The organism is Stenotrophomonas sp. GQ19 (genome assembly GCF_059758695.1).
The window spans coordinates 84,086-102,804 of the sequence record NZ_JCAXES010000013.1; the positions used below are offsets into that span (position 1 = coordinate 84,086).

The following is an 18,719-nucleotide window of genomic DNA, read 5'->3' on the forward strand; positions in this document are numbered from 1 at the left end:
CCACTGGAGCCCACATGGCCCGTTCCCCAACTGAGACTCTCGACCTGCCGGTACTGCCGCTGCGTGACGTGGTGGTGTTCCCGCACATGGTCATTCCGCTGTTTGTCGGCCGCGACAAGTCCATGCACGCGCTGGAACAGGCGATGGCGGCGGACAAGCGCATCCTGTTGCTGGCGCAGAAGTCGGCCGAGACCGACGATCCCACCGCCGCCGACCTGTACCAGGTGGGCACGCTGGCCCAGGTGCTGCAGCTGCTGAAGCTGCCCGACGGCACCATCAAGGTGCTGGTCGAGGGCCTGTCGCGGGTCAACGTCACCCAGGTGACCGAGCGTGACGGCGCGCTGCAGGGCATCGCCACCGAAATCGAATCGGACGAGTCGCGCGAGCCGCGCGAGATCGAAGCGATCGCCCGCTCGCTGATGTCGCTGTTCGAGCAGTACGTCAAGACCAACCGCAAGCTGCCGCCGGAACTGCTGCAGACCCTTGCCGGCATCGATGAACCCGCGCGCCTGGCCGACACCATCGCCGCGCACATCAGCGTGCGCCTGGCCGACAAGCAGCGCCTGCTGGAAACCCTGCAGATCGGCGACCGGCTGGAAATGCTGGTGGGCCTGGTCGACGGCGAAATCGACGTGCAGCAGATGGAAAAGCGCATCCGCGGCCGCGTGAAGTCGCAGATGGAAAAGAGCCAGCGCGAGTACTACCTCAACGAGCAGATGAAGGCCATCCAGAAAGAACTGGGTGACCTCGACGATGCGCCCGGCGAGCTGGACGAACTGGCCCGCAAGATCGCCGAGGCGGGCATGCCCAAGCCGGTGGAAACCAAGGCCAAGGCCGAGCTCAACAAGCTCAAGCAGATGTCGCCGATGTCCGCTGAAGCGGCGGTCGTGCGCAACTACCTGGACTGGCTGCTGGGCGTGCCGTGGAAGAAGCGCACCAAGGTGCGCAAGGACCTCAAGGCCGCGCAGGACACGCTGGATGCCGATCACTTCGGCCTGGACAAGGTCAAGGACCGCATCCTGGAATACCTGGCGGTGCAGTCGCGCGTGAAGCAGATGAAGGGCCCGATCCTGTGCCTGGTCGGCCCGCCCGGCGTGGGCAAGACCTCGCTCGGCCAGTCCATCGCCAAGGCGACCAACCGCAAGTTCGTGCGCATGAGCCTGGGCGGCGTGCGCGACGAGGCCGAAATCCGCGGCCACCGTCGCACCTATGTCGGTTCCATGCCGGGCCGCATCGTGCAGAACCTCAACAAGGTGGGCAGCAAGAACGCGCTGTTCGTGCTGGACGAAATCGACAAGATGTCGATGGACTTCCGTGGCGATCCGTCGTCGGCGCTGCTGGAAGTGCTGGATCCCGAGCAGAACAACGCGTTCAACGACCACTACCTGGAAGTGGACCTGGACCTGTCCGAAGTGATGTTCGTGGCGACCTCCAACTCGCTCAACATTCCCGGCCCGCTGCTGGACCGCATGGAAGTGATCCGCATCCCCGGCTACACCGAGGATGAAAAGCTCAACATCGCCATGCGCTACCTGGTGCCCAAGCAGCTCAAGGCCAACGGCCTGAAGCCGGAGGAACTGGAGATCGAGGCCGACGCCATCCAGGACATCGTGCGCTACTACACGCGCGAATCGGGCGTGCGCAACCTCGAGCGCGAAGTGGCCAAGATCTGCCGCAAGGTGGTCAAGGAAATCGCGCTGGCCGGCCCGGCCGGGCTGCCCAAGCCGGCCAAGGCCAGCAAGAAGGCCGGTGCGAAGAAAAAGGCACTGGTGGTGGTCACCGGCAAGAACCTGGACAAGTACCTGGGCGTGCGCCGGGTCGATTTCGGTCGCGCCGAGGAACAGAACGAGATCGGCCTGGTCACCGGCCTGGCCTGGACCGAAGTGGGCGGCGACCTGCTGCAGATCGAATCGACTCTGGTCCCGGGCAAGGGCCAGCTGATCCTGACCGGCCAGCTGGGCAACGTGATGAAGGAATCGGCCTCGGCCGCCCTGTCGGTGGTGCGTTCGCGCGCCGAGCGGCTGGGCATCGACAACGAGTTCCTGCAGAAGCACGACGTGCACGTGCACGTGCCCGATGGCAGCACCCCCAAGGACGGCCCTAGTGCCGGCATCGCGATGGTGACCTCGCTGGTGTCCACGCTGACCAAGGTGCCGATCCGGGCCGAAGTGGCGATGACCGGCGAGATCACCCTGCGTGGCCGCGTCACGGCGATCGGCGGGCTGAAGGAGAAGCTGCTGGCCGCGCTGCGTGGCGGCATCACCACGGTGATCATCCCCGAGGAGAACCGCAAGGACCTGGCGGACATCCCGGCCAACGTTACCCGTGATCTGAAGATCATCCCGGTGAAGTGGATCGAAGAAGTGTTGGACCTGGCCCTGGAGACGCCGCTCACCCCGAAGAAGGCCAAGAAGGATGGGGCGCGCGTCACAGTGCGCGGCAAGAGCAAGACAGCTTCCAACACGCGCGTCAAGCATTGACGTGTGCTGTCGAAATGCCCGAAACCCGCGTCGTTATTGGCTTTTCAGCTTGCGCGGGTAGGGGTCCACTGGTATAAAAGCACCACTCGCGAGTCAGTACGCACTGACGTCGGCGAATCGAGAACTTCACTGGCATCCGGCCGCAGTCTGGGTCGGATGCTTCACTGTCGAACATGCGGAATCCCCGCCAAAGGAGCTGTACAGAATGAACAAGACCGAATTGATCGACGCCGTTGCCGAGGCCGCCGACCTGACCAAGGCCGAGTCCAACCGCGCCGTCGATGCCGTCATCGCTTCCATCACCAAGGCCCTGAAGGGCGGTGACGCTGTGACGCTGGTGGGCTTCGGTACGTTCCAGGTTCGCGCGCGTGCTGCCCGCACCGGCCGCAACCCGAAGACCGGCGACACCATCAAGATCGCTGCATCGAACAATCCGTCGTTCAAGGCTGGCAAAGCCCTGAAGGATGCCGTAAACTAAGCGGCTTGCTGGGGTGCTTAGCTCAGCGGTAGAGCGTCTCCTTTACACGGAGAGGGTCGGGGGTTCGAAACCCTCAGCACCCACCACAGCACCGCAGTAAACGTTTGAGATTTGGAGCGGTAGTTCAGCTGGTTAGAATGCTGGCCTGTCACGCCGGAGGTCGCGGGTTCAAGTCCCGTCCGCTCCGCCAGTTTCAAGAAGGCCCCTGAGCAATCGGGGGCCTTGTTTTCTCCGCCGATGGTAGAGCTGACCGTTGGTCAGCTGGTAAAGCAGACCGTTGGTCGGCTGAAAAAGTTAAATGCGGAGCGGTAGTTCAGCTGGTTAGAATGCTGGCCTGTCACGCCGGAGGTCGCGGGTTCAAGTCCCGTCCGCTCCGCCAGTTTTAAAAAAATCCTCGAAAAAAGCAGTCTTCGGGGTAGGTTTTCTGAATATCTTCGGATAGAATGAGCGCCTGCAAAGTTTCAAGCGCGGAGCGGTAGTTCAGCTGGTTAGAATGCTGGCCTGTCACGCCGGAGGTCGCGGGTTCGAGTCCCGTCCGCTCCGCCAATCTTTGAAGAGCCCCTGGTGCAAACCAGGGGCTTTTTTTTTGGTTTTTCTCCCCGCGGACGGGAACGTCGTGTTGCAACGTCCGGAGCAGATGGCGTACATCCGTGCACGCGCGACCGGGTTGTCCAGGCGACGGTGTGGATCGGGTCGCGGCTCCGTTAGGGACTACTGCGAACGTGAGGGCCCCGCAGCGGCCGGTAGGCCCCTGGCGCAAATGTCCCCCGGCCTGGCGGCCTCCTCCTTTATTTTGCCCAGGGGCCTACCGGCCGCTACGGGGCTCGGCATGCGGACAGCCCCGGAGCGAGGCATCTCTGGCTCCCGTTGGTGGGTCGGGTGCTGGGCCCCATGCCCTTGGAGGCGAAATAAAGGAGGAGGGGGCGGCCGCAGGCCGACGCCGGGGGACATTCGCCGGAAAGGGCATGGGGCCCAGTGCCCGATCCACCAACAGCCGCTGGCAGAAGAAACAGTTCTGTGTGCCGCGGCGGCGTCAACCGCGTCGCGGCCAGCGGCCCCTGCCGGGATCGGTGTGATGGCGACATCCGGCGGCCCGCAGCCGTTGCGATGGCGGCGCCGCGCCTGCCCGCGATGGTTTTGGAGCCACGCCGGAAGCGGGTTACACTGCCCGGCTCGCCACTCAGGCCATGATTTTTCCCATGCTGCAGAAACTTCGCGACAAGACCTCGGGCTGGATCGTTACCGTGATCCTGGGGCTGCTGATGATTCCGTTCCTGTTCGTGATCGACTCCAGCTACCTCGGTGGCGTGGGTGCGCAGAACGTGGCCAAGGTGGCGGCACCGCCGACCTGGTGGCGCTCGGCGCCGTCGTGGTGGCCGATGTCGTTCCTGTGGCAGCACCACGAGATCAGCTCGCAGGATTTCCGCGTGCGTTTCGAACAGGCCCGCCAGCAGGCGCGCCAGGAGCAGGGCGAGAACTTCGACCCGCGCGAGTTTGAAAGCACCGAAAACAAGCTCGCCGTCCTGGACCAGATGATCGACGAACAGGTCGTGCGCCTGGCCGGTGAACAGTCCGGCATCGTCATCGGCGACAACGCCGTGCGCGAATACATCGCCGCGATCCCGGCCTTCATCGGCGCGGACGGCAAGTTCAACGACAACCAGTATCGCCTCGCGCTGGCCGGTGGCAATCCGCCGCGTACCCCGACCCAGTTCGAGGCCCTGGTGCGCGAAAGCATCCAGCAGTCGGTGATTCCGTCAGCGCTGCAGGTGTCCGGTTTTGCCACTGCCGCCGAAGCCGAGCGCCTGCTCAAGCTGCTGGGCGAAACCCGCGACGTCGAACTGGCCGCGCTGCCGGAACTGCCCGCCGACACCGCCGAGGTCACCGACGCGCAGATCAAGCAGTGGTACGACAGCCACACCAAGGATTTCCGCCAGCCGGAAACCGTGTCGCTCGAATACGTCGAAATCAACGGTGCGAACCTGCCGGCGGCCGCCCCGGCCGACGAAGCTGCCCTGCGCAAGCGCTATGAAGACGAGAAGGCGCGGTTTGCCACCCCGGAACAGCGTCTGGCTTCGCACATCCTGATCGCCGCCGATGGCAGCGACCCGGCCAAGCTCAAGGCCGCCGAAGAGAAGGCCACCCGCATTGCCGCCGACGCGCGCAAGCCCGGTGCCGATTTCGCCGCACTGGCCAAGGCCAACTCCGAAGACCCCGGTTCCAAGGAACACGGTGGCGATCTGGGCTGGGTCGAGCGTGGCGCGATGGTGAAGCCGTTCGAGGACGCGCTGTTCAACATGCAGGCCGGCGAAGTGACCGGGCCGGTCAAGACCGACTTCGGTTACCACGTGCTGCTGCTGCGCGAAAAGAAGGGCGGCGAAGGCCGTCCGTTCGAAGCGGTGCGCGACCAGCTCGCCGCCGAGGCACTCAAGGCCGACAACGAGCGTGCGTTCACCGACCTGAGCGGCCGCCTGGTCGACCTGGTGTACAAGAACCCGACCTCGCTGGAAGGCCCAGCCAAGGACATGGGCCTGCCGGTCCAGACCCTGGGGCCGTTCACCCGCACCACCGCCAGTGGCATCGCGGCCAACCCGGCTGTGCTGCGCGCCGCGTTCTCCGACGTGCTCACCCAGGACGGCACCGTCAGCGATCCGATCGAGCTGGAGCCGAACCACACCGTGATGATCCGCGTCACCGATCACAGCCCCGAGCAGGCGATGCCGCTGGCCAAGGCGCGTGAACAGGTGATTGCCGCCATCCGTGGCGAGCGTGTCCGTGTGGCGTCGGAGAAGGCCGCCGATGCGGTGCTGGCCAAGCTCAAGGCCGGCCAGACCCTGCAGGCCCTCACCGTCAGCGACAAGCTGCAGGTGACCCCGCTGCCGGGCCTGCCGCGTACCCAGCCGGTGCCGACCCCGGAAATCAACCGCGCCGTGTTCACCGCGGCACTGCCGGCCGACGGCAAGCCGAGCTACGGCAAGGTCGCCATGCAGGGCCGTTACCTGGTCTTTGCGGTGAACAAGGTCAATCCGGCCAACCTGGCCGAGATCCAGCCGGAGCAGAAGAAGGCCTTCACCGATCAGCTCAACCAGATCGATGGCATGGCCGCCGCCAAGGCCTACATCGACGCGATGCGCAAGCATTACAAGGTGCAGACCGAAGAGGCGAACCTGTAACCGATCCGGTTGCAGTGGCAGCAGAAGGCCCGGCATTGCCGGGCCTTCTGCGTTATGGGCAGGCCCGATGGCCAATGCGTCGCCGGCGGCGGTCATGCGCCGCCGCCGCGCCTTGGGCCGAGGTTGGTGGTCGGCCGGGGCGCACGGCGTCCGAGGCTGGATCCATCGCGGCGCAACCTGTCGGCCGCACCTGATGGCTCGCACGCTCGCTATCCCGGTAGGGTCGCGCCCCAGCCGGCTGCAGACCCAGCCGATCAGCGCGATGTCGGCATGACCCGAACCGGCGCTGCCGTCCGCGGCAGACCCGCACCATGCCGGGCGCCGGAAACGACGATGCCCGGCAAGGCCGGGCATCGTAGGTACCGCATCGAACCGATCAGGCCGGCCGGGCCGGCGCGTCGTATCAATCTTCCACGCGCAACACCGCCCCCGGCTTCAGCACGCTGCTGCCGGTAAGCCCGTTCAGCGACAACAGCGCCTTGAGCGGCATGCCGTAGCGGCGCGCGATGGTCCACGGCGACTCGCCGTCGCGCACGGTGTGGCGGCGGTTGCGCGGCCGGTCGGCACTGCTGGCCACGGTCCGGGCCGCGCGCGCGGTCGGCGCAGTGGCCTTGGCGGCCGGCGCGGCCTCGGTGCGGTCCGGGGACTCCACGGCGGCCACGGCGGCCATCACGGCTGCGCTGGCGTCGACCGGCGCGTGCGTGGCCGGTGCCAGCACCGTCACCTGGCCGCTGGGGCGGCCCTTGCCGCTCGCCAGTGCCGGGTTGAGCCGGGCAATCCGCGCCGGGTCCAGCGAGCGCTGTGCGGCCCACTGCTGGACGCTGGTGCCCGCGGGCAGGGTGTGGCCCTTCAGCACCGGCACCGTGCGGTCCAGCGAGGCCATCACGCCTGGCTTGGTTTCGGCGTTTTCCAGCACACAGGCCAGCGCGTGCAGCTTCTCGACGTAGGCATAGGTGATCGGCGACAGCCCCGGCAATTCGGCCGGGCGCGCGTTCTGCGCGTTCATGCCGGCCTTGCGCAGCGATTGCAGCACCCGGTACTCGCCGGCGTTGTAGGCCATGGTGGCCAGGCGCCAGTCGCCGCCGAACATGCCGTGCAGGGTCTTGAGGTAACGCACCGCGGCCTGGGTGGAATCCACCGCAGACAGGCGGCCGTCGTAGCCCGGGGTCATCTGTACGCGGTGGTTCTTGGCGGTGGTGGCGATGAACTGCCACAGCCCGGCCGGGCCACTGCCATTGCGGGCATTGGGCCGGTAGCCGCTTTCCACGAACGGAATCAGCGCGAACTCGGTGGGCAGGTTGGACCGGCGCAGTTCTTCGACCACGTAGCCAAACAGCACCAGGGCATCGTCATCGGTATTGGCCAGCCGTGACGGGGCATGCGCGAACTGCTTCTGCCACCGCGGGCTGGTGGCCTCGGCGTTGCAGGTGGGTTCGGCCAGGCCATCGCGGAAGCTGGCGAAGATTTCCTGCCCGTTGCGCACCGATACCGGCGGCAGGGCGGCGGGGTCCAGGGGCAGCTGGGAGAGCCCGGCCACGTTCTGCGACATTCCCGCACTCAACGACTGGGCGCTCGCGCCACCGGCCAGGGACAGCGCCAGGCCGAGCGCGAGCGGCAACAATCGCCGGCTCATGTACCGAATCCGTCTTTCCAGCCGCGCAAGCCTGCGACGACATCGACTTCATCGGTGACGGGGCGACCCAGGTGGGCACTGACGGCCTGCTGGATCGACGGCGTTCCGGTACGCAGGAACGGATTGCAGTGGAGCTCGCTGGCCAGTGACACGGGCAGCGTAGGACGGTCATCGCGGCGCATGGCCAGGGCCTCCTCATGGCGCTGCAGCAACGCAGCGTTGGTGGGGTCGACATGCCGCGCGAAGACGGCATTTGACACGGTGTATTCGTGCCCGCAGCACAACAGCAGGTGCGGGGGCAGGGACGCCAGCTTCTGCAGGGATGCCAGCAGCTGGGACGGCGTACCTTCGAACATGCGGCCACAGCCCAGGCTGAACAACGCATCGCCACTGAAAAGATGTTCAGCGGTGTGAAACGCGATGTGGAACCGGGTGTGGCCGGGCACGGATACTACGTGGAACCTTTGGCCCGCTGCCTGAATGCATTCACCTTCAGCCACCCGGTGGGTAGCCATCGGGATGCGCGGATCGTCGGGTGCATACACCGCAAGCCCCGGATACCGGGCCTGCAGGGCCGCCACGCCGCCGATGTGGTCGTTGTGGTGGTGGGTGAGCAGAATCGCGGTGGGGGTCCATCCCTGCTGCGTTGCGGCAGCCAGGACGGGGGCGGCGTCGCCGGGGTCGACCACGACCGCCTGGCCGTCGTCGGCGACGAGCGCCCAGATGTAGTTGTCCGCAAATGCGGGTAGGGCAGTGAGTCGCATAGAATTGGACCATGCCCGCCACGCCGAGCCCCCGTCAAGCGTCAGTCGCATCCTGGTTTGATACTGAACCGGCACATGTGCTGTGCCAGTTGGAGTTCCAGCGGCTGACGCCGTTGCTGGCCGAGCGCCCGGTCACCCCATGGCTGTGGGTGGCCCCCACGGCCGCCTGGGCGGCCCTGGCGGACCTTCCCGGGCGCGGCCTGCGCCTGCACCGCGACGGCGCAGGATTTGCCGGCGACACCCGCTGTGGCCTGCCCCTGCCGTTGCCGGACGAGAGCGTCAACGCCATCGTGCTGCAGCACGTGACCGCACGCGATGCCGAGCAGCTGATCGGCGAGTGCGAGCGGGTGCTGATGCCGGGCGGGCGGTTGTGGCTGTCCACGCTCAATCCGTTCAGCCCGTACCGCCGCCAGTGGCGCCAGCACGGCCTGGTGGTGCGCAGCCCGCAACGGTTGCGGCACACCCTGGAGCAGGCGGGCCTGACCTGTGACGGGCTGAGCTACCTGGGGCCGATGTGGCGTGACCGCGCCCCGGGCCAACGCAGCTTCGCGCCGCTGCGTGCGGCCTGCCTGTTCACCGCCGAGAAACGCACCCCGGCCCTGCCGGGACCTACGCCACTGCCGGTCCGTCGATGGCACGGCACCGTGGCGACCTGATCTGGACTGCAATGAAAACAATTGAAATACACACTGACGGTTCCTGCCTCGGCAATCCCGGCCCCGGCGGCTGGGCGGCCTTGCTGCGCTACAAGGCGCAGGAGCGCGAACTCAGCGGCGGTGAAGCACATACCACCAACAACCGGATGGAGCTGATGGCGGCCATCTCCGGGCTGGAAGCGTTGACCGAGCCGTGCAACATCGTGCTCTACACCGACTCGCAGTACGTTCGCCAGGGCCTGACCCAGTGGATGCCGGGCTGGATCCGCAAGAACTGGAAGACCGCCGGCGGCGACCCGGTCAAGAACCGCGAACTGTGGGAACGCCTGCATGCGGCCACGCTGATGCATACCATCGACTGGCGCTGGGTGAAGGGCCATTCCGGCGACCCCGACAATGAACGCGTGGACCAGCTGGCGCGCGACGCCGCGGTCCGGATCCGCGCCGCCGGCCCGGTACACTGAGCCCATGCGTCAGATCATCCTTGATACCGAAACCACCGGCCTGGAATGGCGGAAGGGCAACCGCATCGTCGAAATCGGCTGTGTGGAACTGCTTGAACGCCGTCCCAGCGGCAACAACTACCACCAGTACATCAAGCCGGACTGCGAATTCGAACAGGGCGCGCAGGAAGTCACCGGGCTGACCCTGGAGTTCCTGGCCGACAAGCCGGTGTTCGCCCAGATCGCCGAGGAGTTCCTGGCTTTCATCGACGGCGCCGAGCTGATCATCCACAACGCCGCCTTCGACATCGGCTTCCTCGACAACGAGCTGTCGTTGCTGGGCGACCAGTACGGCAAGATCACCGACCGCTGCACGGTGGTCGATACGCTGAAGATGGCGCGCGAGCGCTTCCCCGGCCAGCGCAACTCGCTGGACGCGCTGTGCAAGCGGCTCGGCGTGGACAACGCGCACCGCCAGCTCCACGGCGGCCTGCTCGATGCGCAGATCCTGGGCGATGTCTACATCGCACTGACCTCCGGCCAGGAGGAAATCGGCTTTGGTTCGGCCGATGACGGGCAGCGCGGCACCGCGCATGCGCAGGCCTTCGATACCTCACGCCTGCTGCCGCGCCCGCGCGTGGTGGCCACGGCGTCCGAGCTGGAGGCGCACGAAGCGCGGCTGGCCAAGCTGCGCAAGAAGGCCGGCCATGCCATCTGGGATGGGCCGAAGGTGGAAGAGGCGGTGGCTTGAATGCATCGCGACCAACGGTCGCGATCCACACAACGGTCGTGATCCACCGACCGTGATGCACCGGCCGTCGTGATCCACGCAATAAACCGGTAGGTCACGACCGTTGGTCGTGACCGGGGTCAATCAATGGCACCGCACCAGAATCACGGTGATGTTGTCCGACCCGCCGCCATCCAGCGCGGCCGCCACCAGCGTGTCCACGCATTCCTGCGCGCTGGCGTCATCGAAGGCCAGGGTGCGGGCGATGCCGGTGTCCTCCACTTCCTCGGTCAGCCCGTCGCTGCACAGCAGCAACTGCATGCCCGGGCGCAGTTCGCCGGTGGTGGTGGCCACGTTCAGGTGCGCCGGGTCGGTGACACCCAGCGCTTGGGTCACCACGTTGCGGTGCGGGTGCGCGCGCGCCTGCTCGGCGGTCAGGTTGCCCTGAGCCACCATTTCCTGCACCACGCTGTGGTCCTGGCTGAGCTGGGCCAGCTGGCCGTCGCGCCACAGGTAGGCGCGGCTGTCGCCGACCCAGGCCACCTCGTACCGGTTGCCCTGGACCCGCGCGGCCACCACGGTGGTGCCCATCGGCAGGCTGTCGTTGCGGCGGCGCGAGGTGCGGATGATCTCCTCATCGGCCACCCGGATGGCGTGCGCCAGCGTGGCGCCGTGGCGGATCTCGCGCACGATGGTCTCGCGCGCCAGCGCGCTGGCCACTTCACCGCAGGCGTGCCCGCCCATGCCATCGGCCACCAGCCACAACGCCAGTTCGCCATCGCCGTAGTAGGTGTCCTCGTTGAGGTCACGGCGCAGGCCGGGGTGGGTGAGATGTCCGAATTCGATCATGGGTGGGCTGCAGCCAAAGGGGCGTTGCGGGGGATAACGGCATGATCGCGGCCCGCCGGACATCCGGCAAGGCATCCATACAGAAGAAATTCACTTCGCTGGTGCGGAATGACTTGTCGTCAGCGCGTCCTGCCCGTATCATTCGCGTCCCGGTTCGCCGGGACCATCTGGAGAGGTGGCAGAGCGGTTGAATGTACCTGACTCGAAATCAGGCAGGCGTTTATAGCGCCTCGGGGGTTCGAATCCCCCCCTCTCCGCCAGACACAAAGAAAAAGGGCTGCCCGTTGGGCGGCCCTTTTTCTTTGTGTCTGGCGCGGGATGCGACGGCGCTGCGCGCCGTCGCCCCAAACGCTGCTGTGCAGCGTTTGGGCCCGGTCCCTTTGCCTGCCTCTCCCCGCCCCTGTCGGGGCAGCCCCTCAACAGAGGGGCTTGTGCCTTGGTTCGGGTTGCGCGCCAACGGAGACACTGCCGAACGCGAAGGCAGGAGCAACGGCTGACCTGCGTTCCACGCCACGTCCGTTAAACTGGCGGCCACCTGTAACGGATGGCCCCCATGACCGCTGAAATCCTTGTTCCCGTGTCCTTTGGCGAGCTGCTGGACAAGATCTCGATCCTGCAGATCAAATCCGAGCGCATCGACGATGCGGCCAAGCTGGCCAACATCCACGCCGAGCTGAGCGCGCTGGACAAGACCTGGATGGCGCACCCGGCCGCGGTCAAGGACATCGCGCGCCTGCGTGCCGACCTGAAGGCGGTCAACGAGCGCCTGTGGGACATCGAGGACAACATTCGCCTGCAGGACAAGGCGCAGGCCTTCAACGAGGACTTCGTTGCGCTGGCCCGCAGCGTGTACCTGCAGAACGACGAGCGCGCCCGCATCAAGAAGGCCATCAACCTGGCGCTGGGCTCGAGCTACGTGGAAGAGAAGTCGTACAAGGATTACGCGGCCCGGTAATGCCGGCCGCTGGCCGTCAACCACCCCGCCGCAAGGTAGTGCCGGCCGCTGGCCGGCAACCCCGCATCGCCTGACGTCGGAGGACGTTCCCGGCCAACCGATTACCCGGGCCGGTGATCGGCCACGTAGCGCTCGAACGCCGCAATCCCGTCCTCCACCGTGATCAGCTGCATCACGTCGTCGAACTCGACCTTCGCGCCCCACTTCAGTTCGCTGGCCGGCTTGCCCAAAAACTTTCGCGCGGCATCGTCGTAACGGTCCACGCAGTAGCGCCGGTCGGAGTAGGGGCCGCTGCGGTGCGGGTTGCTGGCCGCGTGCAGGCCCAGCACCTTGGTGCCCATGGCGTTGGCGATATGCATCGGGCCGGAGTCCGGGGTCATCACCAGCGCGGCGCGTGCCAGCAGCGCGGGCAACTGCTTCAGCGTGTCCTTGCCCACCAGGTCCAGCGCCGGGGTATCCAGCTGGGCCAGGATGGCATCGCTCATACTGCGCTCCAGTTCGCTGCGGCCCCCGCACAGCACCACCCGCCAGCCGCGCGCGGTGGCATGGTTGGCCACGGCGGCGTAGCGGTCGGCGTACCAGTTGCGGCGCACGTGGCTGGAGCAGGGCGAGATCATCAGCACCGGGCGGCCGTCGTCCTGCCACTGCGCCTGCGCCCATTCCACCGCGGCAGGCGGCACCGCCAGATCCCAGCTGACCTGCTGCTGGACGATGCCCAGCGGCTCGCTGAAGCTGCCGATCGCGTCCAGCACGTGGATGCCGGGGCGGTCGGGAATGCGTTCGTTGATGAAAAGCCCGTGAAGGTCCTTCGAGCGCGCCTTGTCGTAGCCGATGCGGCGCACGGCCGGCACGAACGCCGACAGCACATTGGCGCGGAAGGCCACCTGCATCTGCAGCAGCGCTTCGAAACGGCCGGGCGGGAAGGTTGCCTTCAGCGCCCGCATGCCGGCCAGGCCGGTCTTCTTGTCGTAGGGGTGGAAGACCACGCCGGGCAGGCCGTCGAGCAGTTTGTGCCCGGCCTTGTCGATGATCCAGTGCAGCGGCGTGCCCGGCCTGGCCTGCTGCAGGGTCCGCACCAGCGGCACCACGTGGGTGACATCGCCCAGGGCGGACAAACGCAAAAGACACAAGGAAGAGGACGTTGGTGCCATGGTGTTGTTAGACTCGAAGGAATGGTCGCATTCGACGCCAATGAAGCGCTGACGCCCTGCCGTGATGGACGCGGACTGGGTGCCATTCTGTTCGACCGCGAACGGCTGCGGCAAGCCGAGATCGAGTTGTTCTCGCCGGCCCACTGGGCCGAGCGGGCGCGGCCGGTCGGTGATGGCGGCCGCGGCGGTGCCTGGTTCGTGGATGCGCCGTTCGGCCAATGCGTGCTGCGCCAGTACCTGCGCGGCGGCATGGCGGCCAAGCTGAGCCGCGACGCCTACCTGTGGCGCGGCGCCGACCGCACCCGCAGTTTTGCCGAATTCCGCCTGATGCGCGCCCTGCGCGCGCTGAAGCTGCCGGTACCGCGCCCGATCGCCGCGTTCTACATGCGCGAGGGCATGCGCTACCGCGCCGCCATCCTGATGGAGCGGCTGGAGGGCGTGCGCTCGCTGGCCGACCGCGCGCTGGTCGCCGGGCGCGGCGCCCCGTGGGAAGAAACCGGCCGGCTGGTCGCGCGCTTCCATCGCGCCGGGCTGGACCATGCCGACCTCAACGCACACAACATCCTGTTCGATGCCAACGGCCACGGCTGGTTGATCGACTTCGACCGCGGCGTGCAGCGCATTCCGGCCACGCGCTGGCGCGAGCGCAATCTCAAACGCCTGCTGCGGTCGTTGCTCAAGCTGCGCGGCGAGCGCAGCGTGGAAGACGTGGAAAAAGACTATGCACGGCTGCGCCGCGCCTACGACCTGGCCTGGAACCGGGGCTACTGATGGACTGGGCACTGCGCTTCATGGGGGTCGGCAATGCGTCGGCCGTGCAGCTGGGCTCGCCGATGGCGGTGATCGAGCGTGACGGCCGGCCGTGGCTCACCATCGACTGCGGTGGGGAAGGCCTGACCGCCTTCCTGGCGCAGTACGGGCAGGTGCCGCAGGCACTGTTCGTCACCCATGTGCACCTGGACCACGTGGCCGGTTTCGAGCGGTTGTTCGTGGATGCGTATTTTTCGCCGCACCGGCGCGGGCGCATCCGCGTGTACGTGCCGGCCACGGTGGTGCCGCTGCTGCACAAGCGCGTGGCCGACTATCCCAACGTGCTGGCCGAGGGCGGCGCCAACTTCTGGGACGCCTTCCAGCTGATCGTGGTGGGCGATGCGTTCTGGCACGACGGGGTGCGCCTGGAAGTGTTCCCGGTGCGCCATCACTGGCCGGAAACCGCCTATGGCCTGCGCCTCAAAGGCGCGGTGACCTGGAGCGGCGATACCCGCCCGATACCGGAAATGCTGGCCCGCTACGCCGACGACAACGAACTGATTGCCCACGACTGCGGCCTGCACGGCAACCCGTCGCATACCGGCGTGGACGACCTGGAGCGTGAGTACAGCAGTGAGCTGCAGGCGCGGATGATGCTGTATCACTACGCCAGCGAGGCCGATGGGGCCGCGCTTCGCCAGCGCGGGCATCGCGTGGCGCTGCCGGGCGAGCGTGTGGCGCTGGCCGCGCCGACCGCCCTGCACGTGCTGACGCAGGATCCGCCCTGAGCATGGCGCAGGCGACGGACAGCACCGCGCTTGCCGCCCATCTGGAAGCGCTCGAACGCGCCCTGCATGATCCGGTGGTGCGTGCCGATGCCGCGCGCCTGGACGCACTACTCGATCCGGAGTTCAGTGAAATCGGCAGCTCGGGGACCTGTTACGGGCGCGCTGCCGCGCTGGCCGAGATTCCTGCCGAGCGCGCCATGGTGGAGATCATCTCCGACGACTACCGCGTTTCCCTGCTGGCCCCGACCGTGGCGCAGGTGCGTTATTGCAGCTGGTATGTGGTCGACGGTGTGCGCCAGCGCGCGGTGCTGCGCAGTTCGTTGTGGCGGCTGCACGATGCGGGGTGGCGCGTGCTGTTTCACCAGGGCACGCCCGGCGTAGCGCCGACCGTTGGTCGGCTGACGTCGAATTCCGCGGAGCGTTGAGGGCAGCCGACCAACGGTCGGCTCTACGCGCGCGATGGCAGGGGCCCAAAAAGGTGGCGGCCCCGCCGGCTGACCTCGGCGCCCGCGTCGATCGATACCGTTGCTGCCTTCCGGCCCTGGCGGGATTTTCGACCTAGCGTCGCGAGGGGCCGACGGGGCCACCATAGAGACGTTCCAGGCACCGGGTGATCGAAATCAGCGGGTGCCGGAGGTGCAGTGCAGGGACAGCCCCGCAGTGCAGTCGCGCATTCTAGCGCATGCGCCGCGTGCAGTGCCAGCGGCGCGCCACTCAGCCGTCACGCTGCCACAGCAGCTGCAGGTCGCCATCGACGAAGCCCAGCCCGATGCCCTGCACCTGCGCGGTCAGGCGCGGGCCGAAGCGGGGCGTGGCCAGGGCCTGGAGCAACGCGGTGTGCAGCGCGGTCAGGCAATCTTCCCAGTGGTGTCCGGTCAGCGAATACGGCACTTCGATTTCGCGGACCGCCGGTGCCCAGACTTCATCACAGGCCCAGTCAGGATCCTGTGCATCGAAACGGTCGGTACCGACCAGTTCGATGCAGAAGCCGGCATCGTCGCCCGCCGCACCTTCGCTGAGGTTGAATGACAGGCCCACCACCGCGTCGGGGAGTGGCGACTGCAGCGCCTGTTCCAGCCAAGGGGCGAGCGTCGAATCAAGCGTCATGCGGGCCTTCCTGTGCCAGGGCGGGTCAGGATGCCATGCCTGCCGAGCGTCCGTGTGGCTGAATCGGCGGTAGCCGGGGGCTGAACCCCGCGAAAAGCGCCGGGCATGCAGGTGCCGGCCATGGTCCGGCGTTGCTAGAATCGCCGCAGGAGGAACGGCCTCCCCCGCAGCGGGACACACTGACCAGGACGGCCTGGCCCCTATCAAAGGAGGGCCACATGGCCTGGATCTATCTGTTGGCAGCCGGCGTACTGGAAATTGTCTGGGCGTTCGCGATGAAGCAGTCCGACGGCTTCAGCAAGCTCACCCCCAGCATCATCACCGTGGTCACCATGATTGCCAGTTTCTGGCTGTTGTCGCTGGCCATGCGCACCTTGCCCCTGGGCACCGCGTACACGATCTGGACCGGTATTGGCGCAGTGGGGGCGTTCATCATCGGCATCACGTTCCTGGGCGAGCAGGTGAGTGCAATGCGTATCGCCGCGGCGGTGCTGATCGTGAGCGGGCTGGTGCTGATGAAGCTGTCGAGCACCTGAGTCCACGCGGTAGCGGCGAGGGCGCCACGCCCTGCGTGGTGGCCCTGCGCGCATACCTTTCGGCGTTCAACCCAGCGACAGCACGCATTGCATGTCCACCGCGTCCAGGCCCGGGCCGTGGCCATCGGTCACGACCCGGGTGATGCCGAATCCCAGTGCGCTGTAGAAGTCGCAGGTGTGCTGGCTGGTACTCAGCACCACGCGGCGCGCGCCACGTGCGCGTGCCTGCTGCAGGCGCGCCTGCGCCAGCTCACGGCCCAACCCCTGCCGGTGCACGGTGTGGTCGACCATGCCCCAGCAGAACGCGGCGGTCAGCGCGTCGTCCATCGCCAATCCGCCGCAGGCCACCACCCGACCGCCGCGTTCGATCACCAGATAGTCTGCAGCGCGCGCAGGCTGCTGCAGGTAGGTGGAAAAGTCCGCACGTTCATGCGCGCCGAAGAAGCGCGGCACATTGCCATCGAAGATGGCCAGGCAGGCGGGTGCATCGGCGGCGGTGAAGGCGCGGATCGTGGACATGGGACGGCTGGCAGTGGCGGGGTAGCGCGACTGTGCCACGGAACCCGCTGCTGGTCCGCCGCGCTACCATCGGGGCGGACAGGTGAGGCAGGAGGCCGGAATGTTCAGAGCGAAGATCGCCGCATGCGTCGTGCTGGCGTCGTCGGTGTCGGGGTGCACGTACGTGGTCAAGGACACGGCCGTGGTCTGCGACACGGTCGGTCACGCGCCGGTACAGGCGACGCTGCCGCCGACGGCGGGGCAGCCGGCACGCCGCATCGCGCTGGTGCTGGACTACTGGCTGGTGGAGACCGCGCCGGGCCAGGCAGACAACGTGGTATGGCTGGCGTTGAGCGCGAGCAATGAAGGGCGGCGGCGCTACGACACGCGCCGGCACGGCCCGTACGCGCCAACCGTGTGGGGCCCGGGCGAAGCGCCGGTACCGCTGTGGTATTCCTCGGCGGGGGCGTACCTGGTCCGCGAAGACGGCCAACGCATCGCCGCCGATCCGGCGTTGTATCGCGGTTTCAGCACGGCATTGAGCGCCCGCCAGCGCCGCCCGGAGCGGTACGACGCGCGCCGGCTCGACCTCAACAGCGATGTCATCTGGGGGCCGCGCCAGGGCGGAGACCTCAACCAGGCCATCATGATCCGCTTCGATATTCCGCCACCGGCGCCGGACGCGCGCTGGACGCTGCATCCGGGCGAGGTGACCGTGGGTGACACCGACGCCGTCGTGGCATTTCCCGCGCGCGGGTTGTGCCTGCGCAAGGGCCATCGCGGCAAGGTGCACTGGAGCATGCTGCCGTGACGCATGCGGATCTGCGTCGCCCGTTGCTATGCTTGCTTCACAGGGAATGGATGCCCACGTCGGGCGTGATGAGGATCATCAACATGTCGCATGCTGCACCCCGTGTCTGCAATGAACCCGCACCTACGGCGCGCCCGATGACGACGCAGCCCGGGCCGATGCGTCTGCGCCTGCTGCGCGGCGCGTTCTATTCAGGCCTGGTGCTGGCCATGGCCGCCTGCCAGCCTGCGCCCGACGTCGCGCAGGACGCGGCATCTACAACGGGCGCTGCGCCCGCATCGTCGCCGGCACCTGGCACTGGTTCGGCGCCGCTCGCATTCAAGGTCGCCACGTTGCCGGTATCGCGTGCACCCTTGGGCCCATTCCCGTATCTGGATCTGCCGCCGGGGTACGTCCGCCAGGACGAGCTCCAGGGCGGATTCGACCGCGTGCCGTTCTGGACCGGCGACCGCGTGGAGTGGGTGGACGGAACGGTGTACTCGACGATGATCCACAGCGACGGCGCGCACGCGTTTTCGCCGGTGGCGCTCAGCCGCCACGTGCAGGCGCGGGTGGAGTCACTGGGCGGCCAGCGCATCTTCAGCGGGACGTTGCCTGCCGAGGCGTCCGGCGCGATCGGCAACAGCAAGGCAGCGGTCACCTATGTGGGCGGGCTGGGGGACATCTACAACGCCCCGGCCCAGACCTTTGTGATCCATCGTGTCGACCGGGATATCTGGGTGCACTTGGGCGAATCCGGCGATGCCGCGGGCCTGCTGGTGGTGGAAACCCGGCCGGTACAGGTCACCGGCGGTGGCCGGCCCCTGGATGCTTTGAAGCGGGAGCTGGGCAAGGGGTAGAGCCACACATGGGTGGCTGCGCGCCGGGAAGCGAAGCCACCCATGGGGTGGCTCGACCGGGGATTCTTTTGCGTCGCG

Annotated in this window: 19 protein-coding genes, 5 tRNA genes and 1 other RNA gene; 18 read left to right on the forward strand and 7 right to left on the reverse strand. The window is 67.2% G+C overall.

Annotated features, from left to right (window positions below; translation table 11 throughout):
• The first annotated feature begins 14 nt into the window (after positions 1-14).
• The 7 genes from lon (at position 15) to AC6CHL_RS19590 (ending at position 6,131) form a co-directional block, all read left to right on the forward strand.
• Positions 15-2,480, forward strand: a complete 2,466-nt coding sequence (gene lon, locus AC6CHL_RS19560) for an endopeptidase La (protein WP_038690143.1) — start codon at positions 15-17, stop codon at positions 2,478-2,480.
• A 205-nt stretch (positions 2,481-2,685) separates the two neighbouring features.
• Positions 2,686-2,958: a non-specific DNA-binding protein Hbs gene (hbs, locus tag AC6CHL_RS19565; protein ID WP_038690141.1), complete on the forward strand. Its 273-nt coding sequence runs from the start codon at positions 2,686-2,688 to the stop codon at positions 2,956-2,958.
• Positions 2,959-2,969: 11 nt separating this feature from the next.
• Positions 2,970-3,044, forward strand: a tRNA-Val gene (locus AC6CHL_RS19570).
• 27 nt (positions 3,045-3,071) lie between these two features.
• Positions 3,072-3,148 (forward strand) — tRNA-Asp (locus AC6CHL_RS19575).
• 112 nt (positions 3,149-3,260) lie between these two features.
• Positions 3,261-3,337 (forward strand) — tRNA-Asp (locus tag AC6CHL_RS19580).
• 90 nt (positions 3,338-3,427) lie between these two features.
• A tRNA-Asp gene (locus AC6CHL_RS19585) sits at positions 3,428-3,504 on the forward strand.
• A gap of 653 nt (positions 3,505-4,157) precedes the next feature.
• Positions 4,158-6,131, forward strand: coding sequence for a peptidyl-prolyl cis-trans isomerase (locus tag AC6CHL_RS19590; RefSeq protein WP_038690140.1), 1,974 nt, complete (start codon positions 4,158-4,160; stop codon positions 6,129-6,131).
• Between the two features lie 403 nt (positions 6,132-6,534).
• Here the strand turns inward: AC6CHL_RS19590 and AC6CHL_RS19595 are convergent, their stop codons facing one another.
• Positions 6,535-7,764, reverse strand: a complete 1,230-nt coding sequence (locus tag AC6CHL_RS19595; protein WP_448133110.1) for a lytic transglycosylase domain-containing protein — start codon at positions 7,762-7,764, stop codon at positions 6,535-6,537.
• Positions 7,761-8,528, reverse strand: coding sequence for a hydroxyacylglutathione hydrolase (gene gloB, locus AC6CHL_RS19600; protein WP_448133111.1), 768 nt, complete (start codon positions 8,526-8,528; stop codon positions 7,761-7,763). The genes AC6CHL_RS19595 and gloB overlap by 4 nt, the downstream gene beginning before the upstream one ends.
• Before the next feature lie 11 nt (positions 8,529-8,539).
• On the opposite strand from gloB, the gene AC6CHL_RS19605 reads away from it, so the two are divergent.
• Genes AC6CHL_RS19605 through dnaQ form a run of 3 tightly spaced genes read left to right on the forward strand, consistent with a single transcriptional unit; the run spans position 8,540 to position 10,378 of the window.
• Complete coding sequence (locus AC6CHL_RS19605; protein WP_498295872.1) at positions 8,540-9,184, forward strand: methyltransferase domain-containing protein; 645 nt, start codon at positions 8,540-8,542, stop codon at positions 9,182-9,184.
• A gap of 11 nt (positions 9,185-9,195) precedes the next feature.
• The gene (rnhA, locus tag AC6CHL_RS19610) at positions 9,196-9,648 is read left to right on the forward strand and encodes a ribonuclease HI (RefSeq protein WP_038692460.1); all 453 of its coding nucleotides are present in this window, start codon (positions 9,196-9,198) and stop codon (positions 9,646-9,648) included.
• A gap of 4 nt (positions 9,649-9,652) precedes the next feature.
• On the forward strand, positions 9,653-10,378 hold the full coding sequence (gene dnaQ / locus AC6CHL_RS19615; RefSeq protein ID WP_137190911.1) for a DNA polymerase III subunit epsilon: 726 nt from the start codon (positions 9,653-9,655) through the stop codon (positions 10,376-10,378).
• Positions 10,379-10,501: 123 nt separating this feature from the next.
• Here the strand turns inward: dnaQ and AC6CHL_RS19620 are convergent, their stop codons facing one another.
• Positions 10,502-11,206 (reverse strand): PP2C family protein-serine/threonine phosphatase, encoded by a 705-nt coding sequence (locus AC6CHL_RS19620; RefSeq protein WP_038690130.1) that lies wholly within the window; start codon positions 11,204-11,206, stop codon positions 10,502-10,504.
• A 169-nt stretch (positions 11,207-11,375) separates the two neighbouring features.
• On the opposite strand from AC6CHL_RS19620, the gene AC6CHL_RS19625 reads away from it, so the two are divergent.
• Positions 11,376-11,466: transfer RNA gene (locus AC6CHL_RS19625), tRNA-Ser, on the forward strand.
• Between the two features lie 293 nt (positions 11,467-11,759).
• A complete protein-coding gene (locus AC6CHL_RS19630) occupies positions 11,760-12,161 on the forward strand; it encodes a DUF6165 family protein (RefSeq protein WP_038690128.1) in 402 nt (133 codons plus the stop codon).
• 101 nt (positions 12,162-12,262) lie between these two features.
• On the opposite strand, the gene AC6CHL_RS19635 is transcribed toward AC6CHL_RS19630, so the two are convergent.
• A complete protein-coding gene (locus tag AC6CHL_RS19635; RefSeq protein WP_498295875.1) occupies positions 12,263-13,312 on the reverse strand; it encodes a glycosyltransferase family 9 protein in 1,050 nt (349 codons plus the stop codon).
• Positions 13,313-13,333: 21 nt separating this feature from the next.
• Here AC6CHL_RS19635 and AC6CHL_RS19640 point away from each other — a divergent pair, with 21 nt between their 5' ends.
• Genes AC6CHL_RS19640 through AC6CHL_RS19650 form a run of 3 tightly spaced genes read left to right on the forward strand, consistent with a single transcriptional unit; the run spans position 13,334 to position 15,275 of the window.
• Positions 13,334-14,083, forward strand: coding sequence for a 3-deoxy-D-manno-octulosonic acid kinase (locus AC6CHL_RS19640; protein WP_038690124.1), 750 nt, complete (start codon positions 13,334-13,336; stop codon positions 14,081-14,083).
• On the forward strand, positions 14,083-14,850 hold the full coding sequence (locus tag AC6CHL_RS19645) for an MBL fold metallo-hydrolase (RefSeq protein WP_498295877.1): 768 nt from the start codon (positions 14,083-14,085) through the stop codon (positions 14,848-14,850). The genes AC6CHL_RS19640 and AC6CHL_RS19645 overlap by 1 nt, the downstream gene beginning before the upstream one ends.
• Positions 14,851-14,852: 2 nt before the next feature.
• The gene (locus AC6CHL_RS19650) at positions 14,853-15,275 is read left to right on the forward strand and encodes a nuclear transport factor 2 family protein (protein ID WP_498295879.1); all 423 of its coding nucleotides are present in this window, start codon (positions 14,853-14,855) and stop codon (positions 15,273-15,275) included.
• 59 nt (positions 15,276-15,334) lie between these two features.
• On the opposite strand, the gene ffs is transcribed toward AC6CHL_RS19650, so the two are convergent.
• Together ffs and AC6CHL_RS19660 are read right to left on the reverse strand one after the other, a co-directional pair.
• Positions 15,335-15,431: signal recognition particle sRNA small type (gene ffs / locus AC6CHL_RS19655), an RNA gene on the reverse strand.
• A 133-nt stretch (positions 15,432-15,564) separates the two neighbouring features.
• A complete protein-coding gene (locus AC6CHL_RS19660; RefSeq protein ID WP_498295881.1) occupies positions 15,565-15,957 on the reverse strand; it encodes a hypothetical protein in 393 nt (130 codons plus the stop codon).
• Positions 15,958-16,175: 218 nt separating this feature from the next.
• Here AC6CHL_RS19660 and AC6CHL_RS19665 point away from each other — a divergent pair, with 218 nt between their 5' ends.
• Complete coding sequence (locus AC6CHL_RS19665; RefSeq protein WP_448133117.1) at positions 16,176-16,493, forward strand: DMT family transporter; 318 nt, start codon at positions 16,176-16,178, stop codon at positions 16,491-16,493.
• A 66-nt stretch (positions 16,494-16,559) separates the two neighbouring features.
• Here the strand turns inward: AC6CHL_RS19665 and AC6CHL_RS19670 are convergent, their stop codons facing one another.
• Entirely contained in the window at positions 16,560-17,012 is a 453-nt protein-coding gene (locus AC6CHL_RS19670; protein ID WP_498295883.1) for a GNAT family N-acetyltransferase, read from the reverse strand.
• A gap of 100 nt (positions 17,013-17,112) precedes the next feature.
• Between AC6CHL_RS19670 and AC6CHL_RS19675 the strand changes: the two genes are divergently transcribed.
• Together AC6CHL_RS19675 and AC6CHL_RS19680 are read left to right on the forward strand one after the other, a co-directional pair.
• Positions 17,113-17,802: a hypothetical protein gene (locus AC6CHL_RS19675; protein WP_498295885.1), complete on the forward strand. Its 690-nt coding sequence runs from the start codon at positions 17,113-17,115 to the stop codon at positions 17,800-17,802.
• A gap of 137 nt (positions 17,803-17,939) precedes the next feature.
• A complete protein-coding gene (locus AC6CHL_RS19680) occupies positions 17,940-18,641 on the forward strand; it encodes a hypothetical protein (protein WP_498295887.1) in 702 nt (233 codons plus the stop codon).
• Positions 18,642-18,719 lie beyond the last annotated feature (78 nt).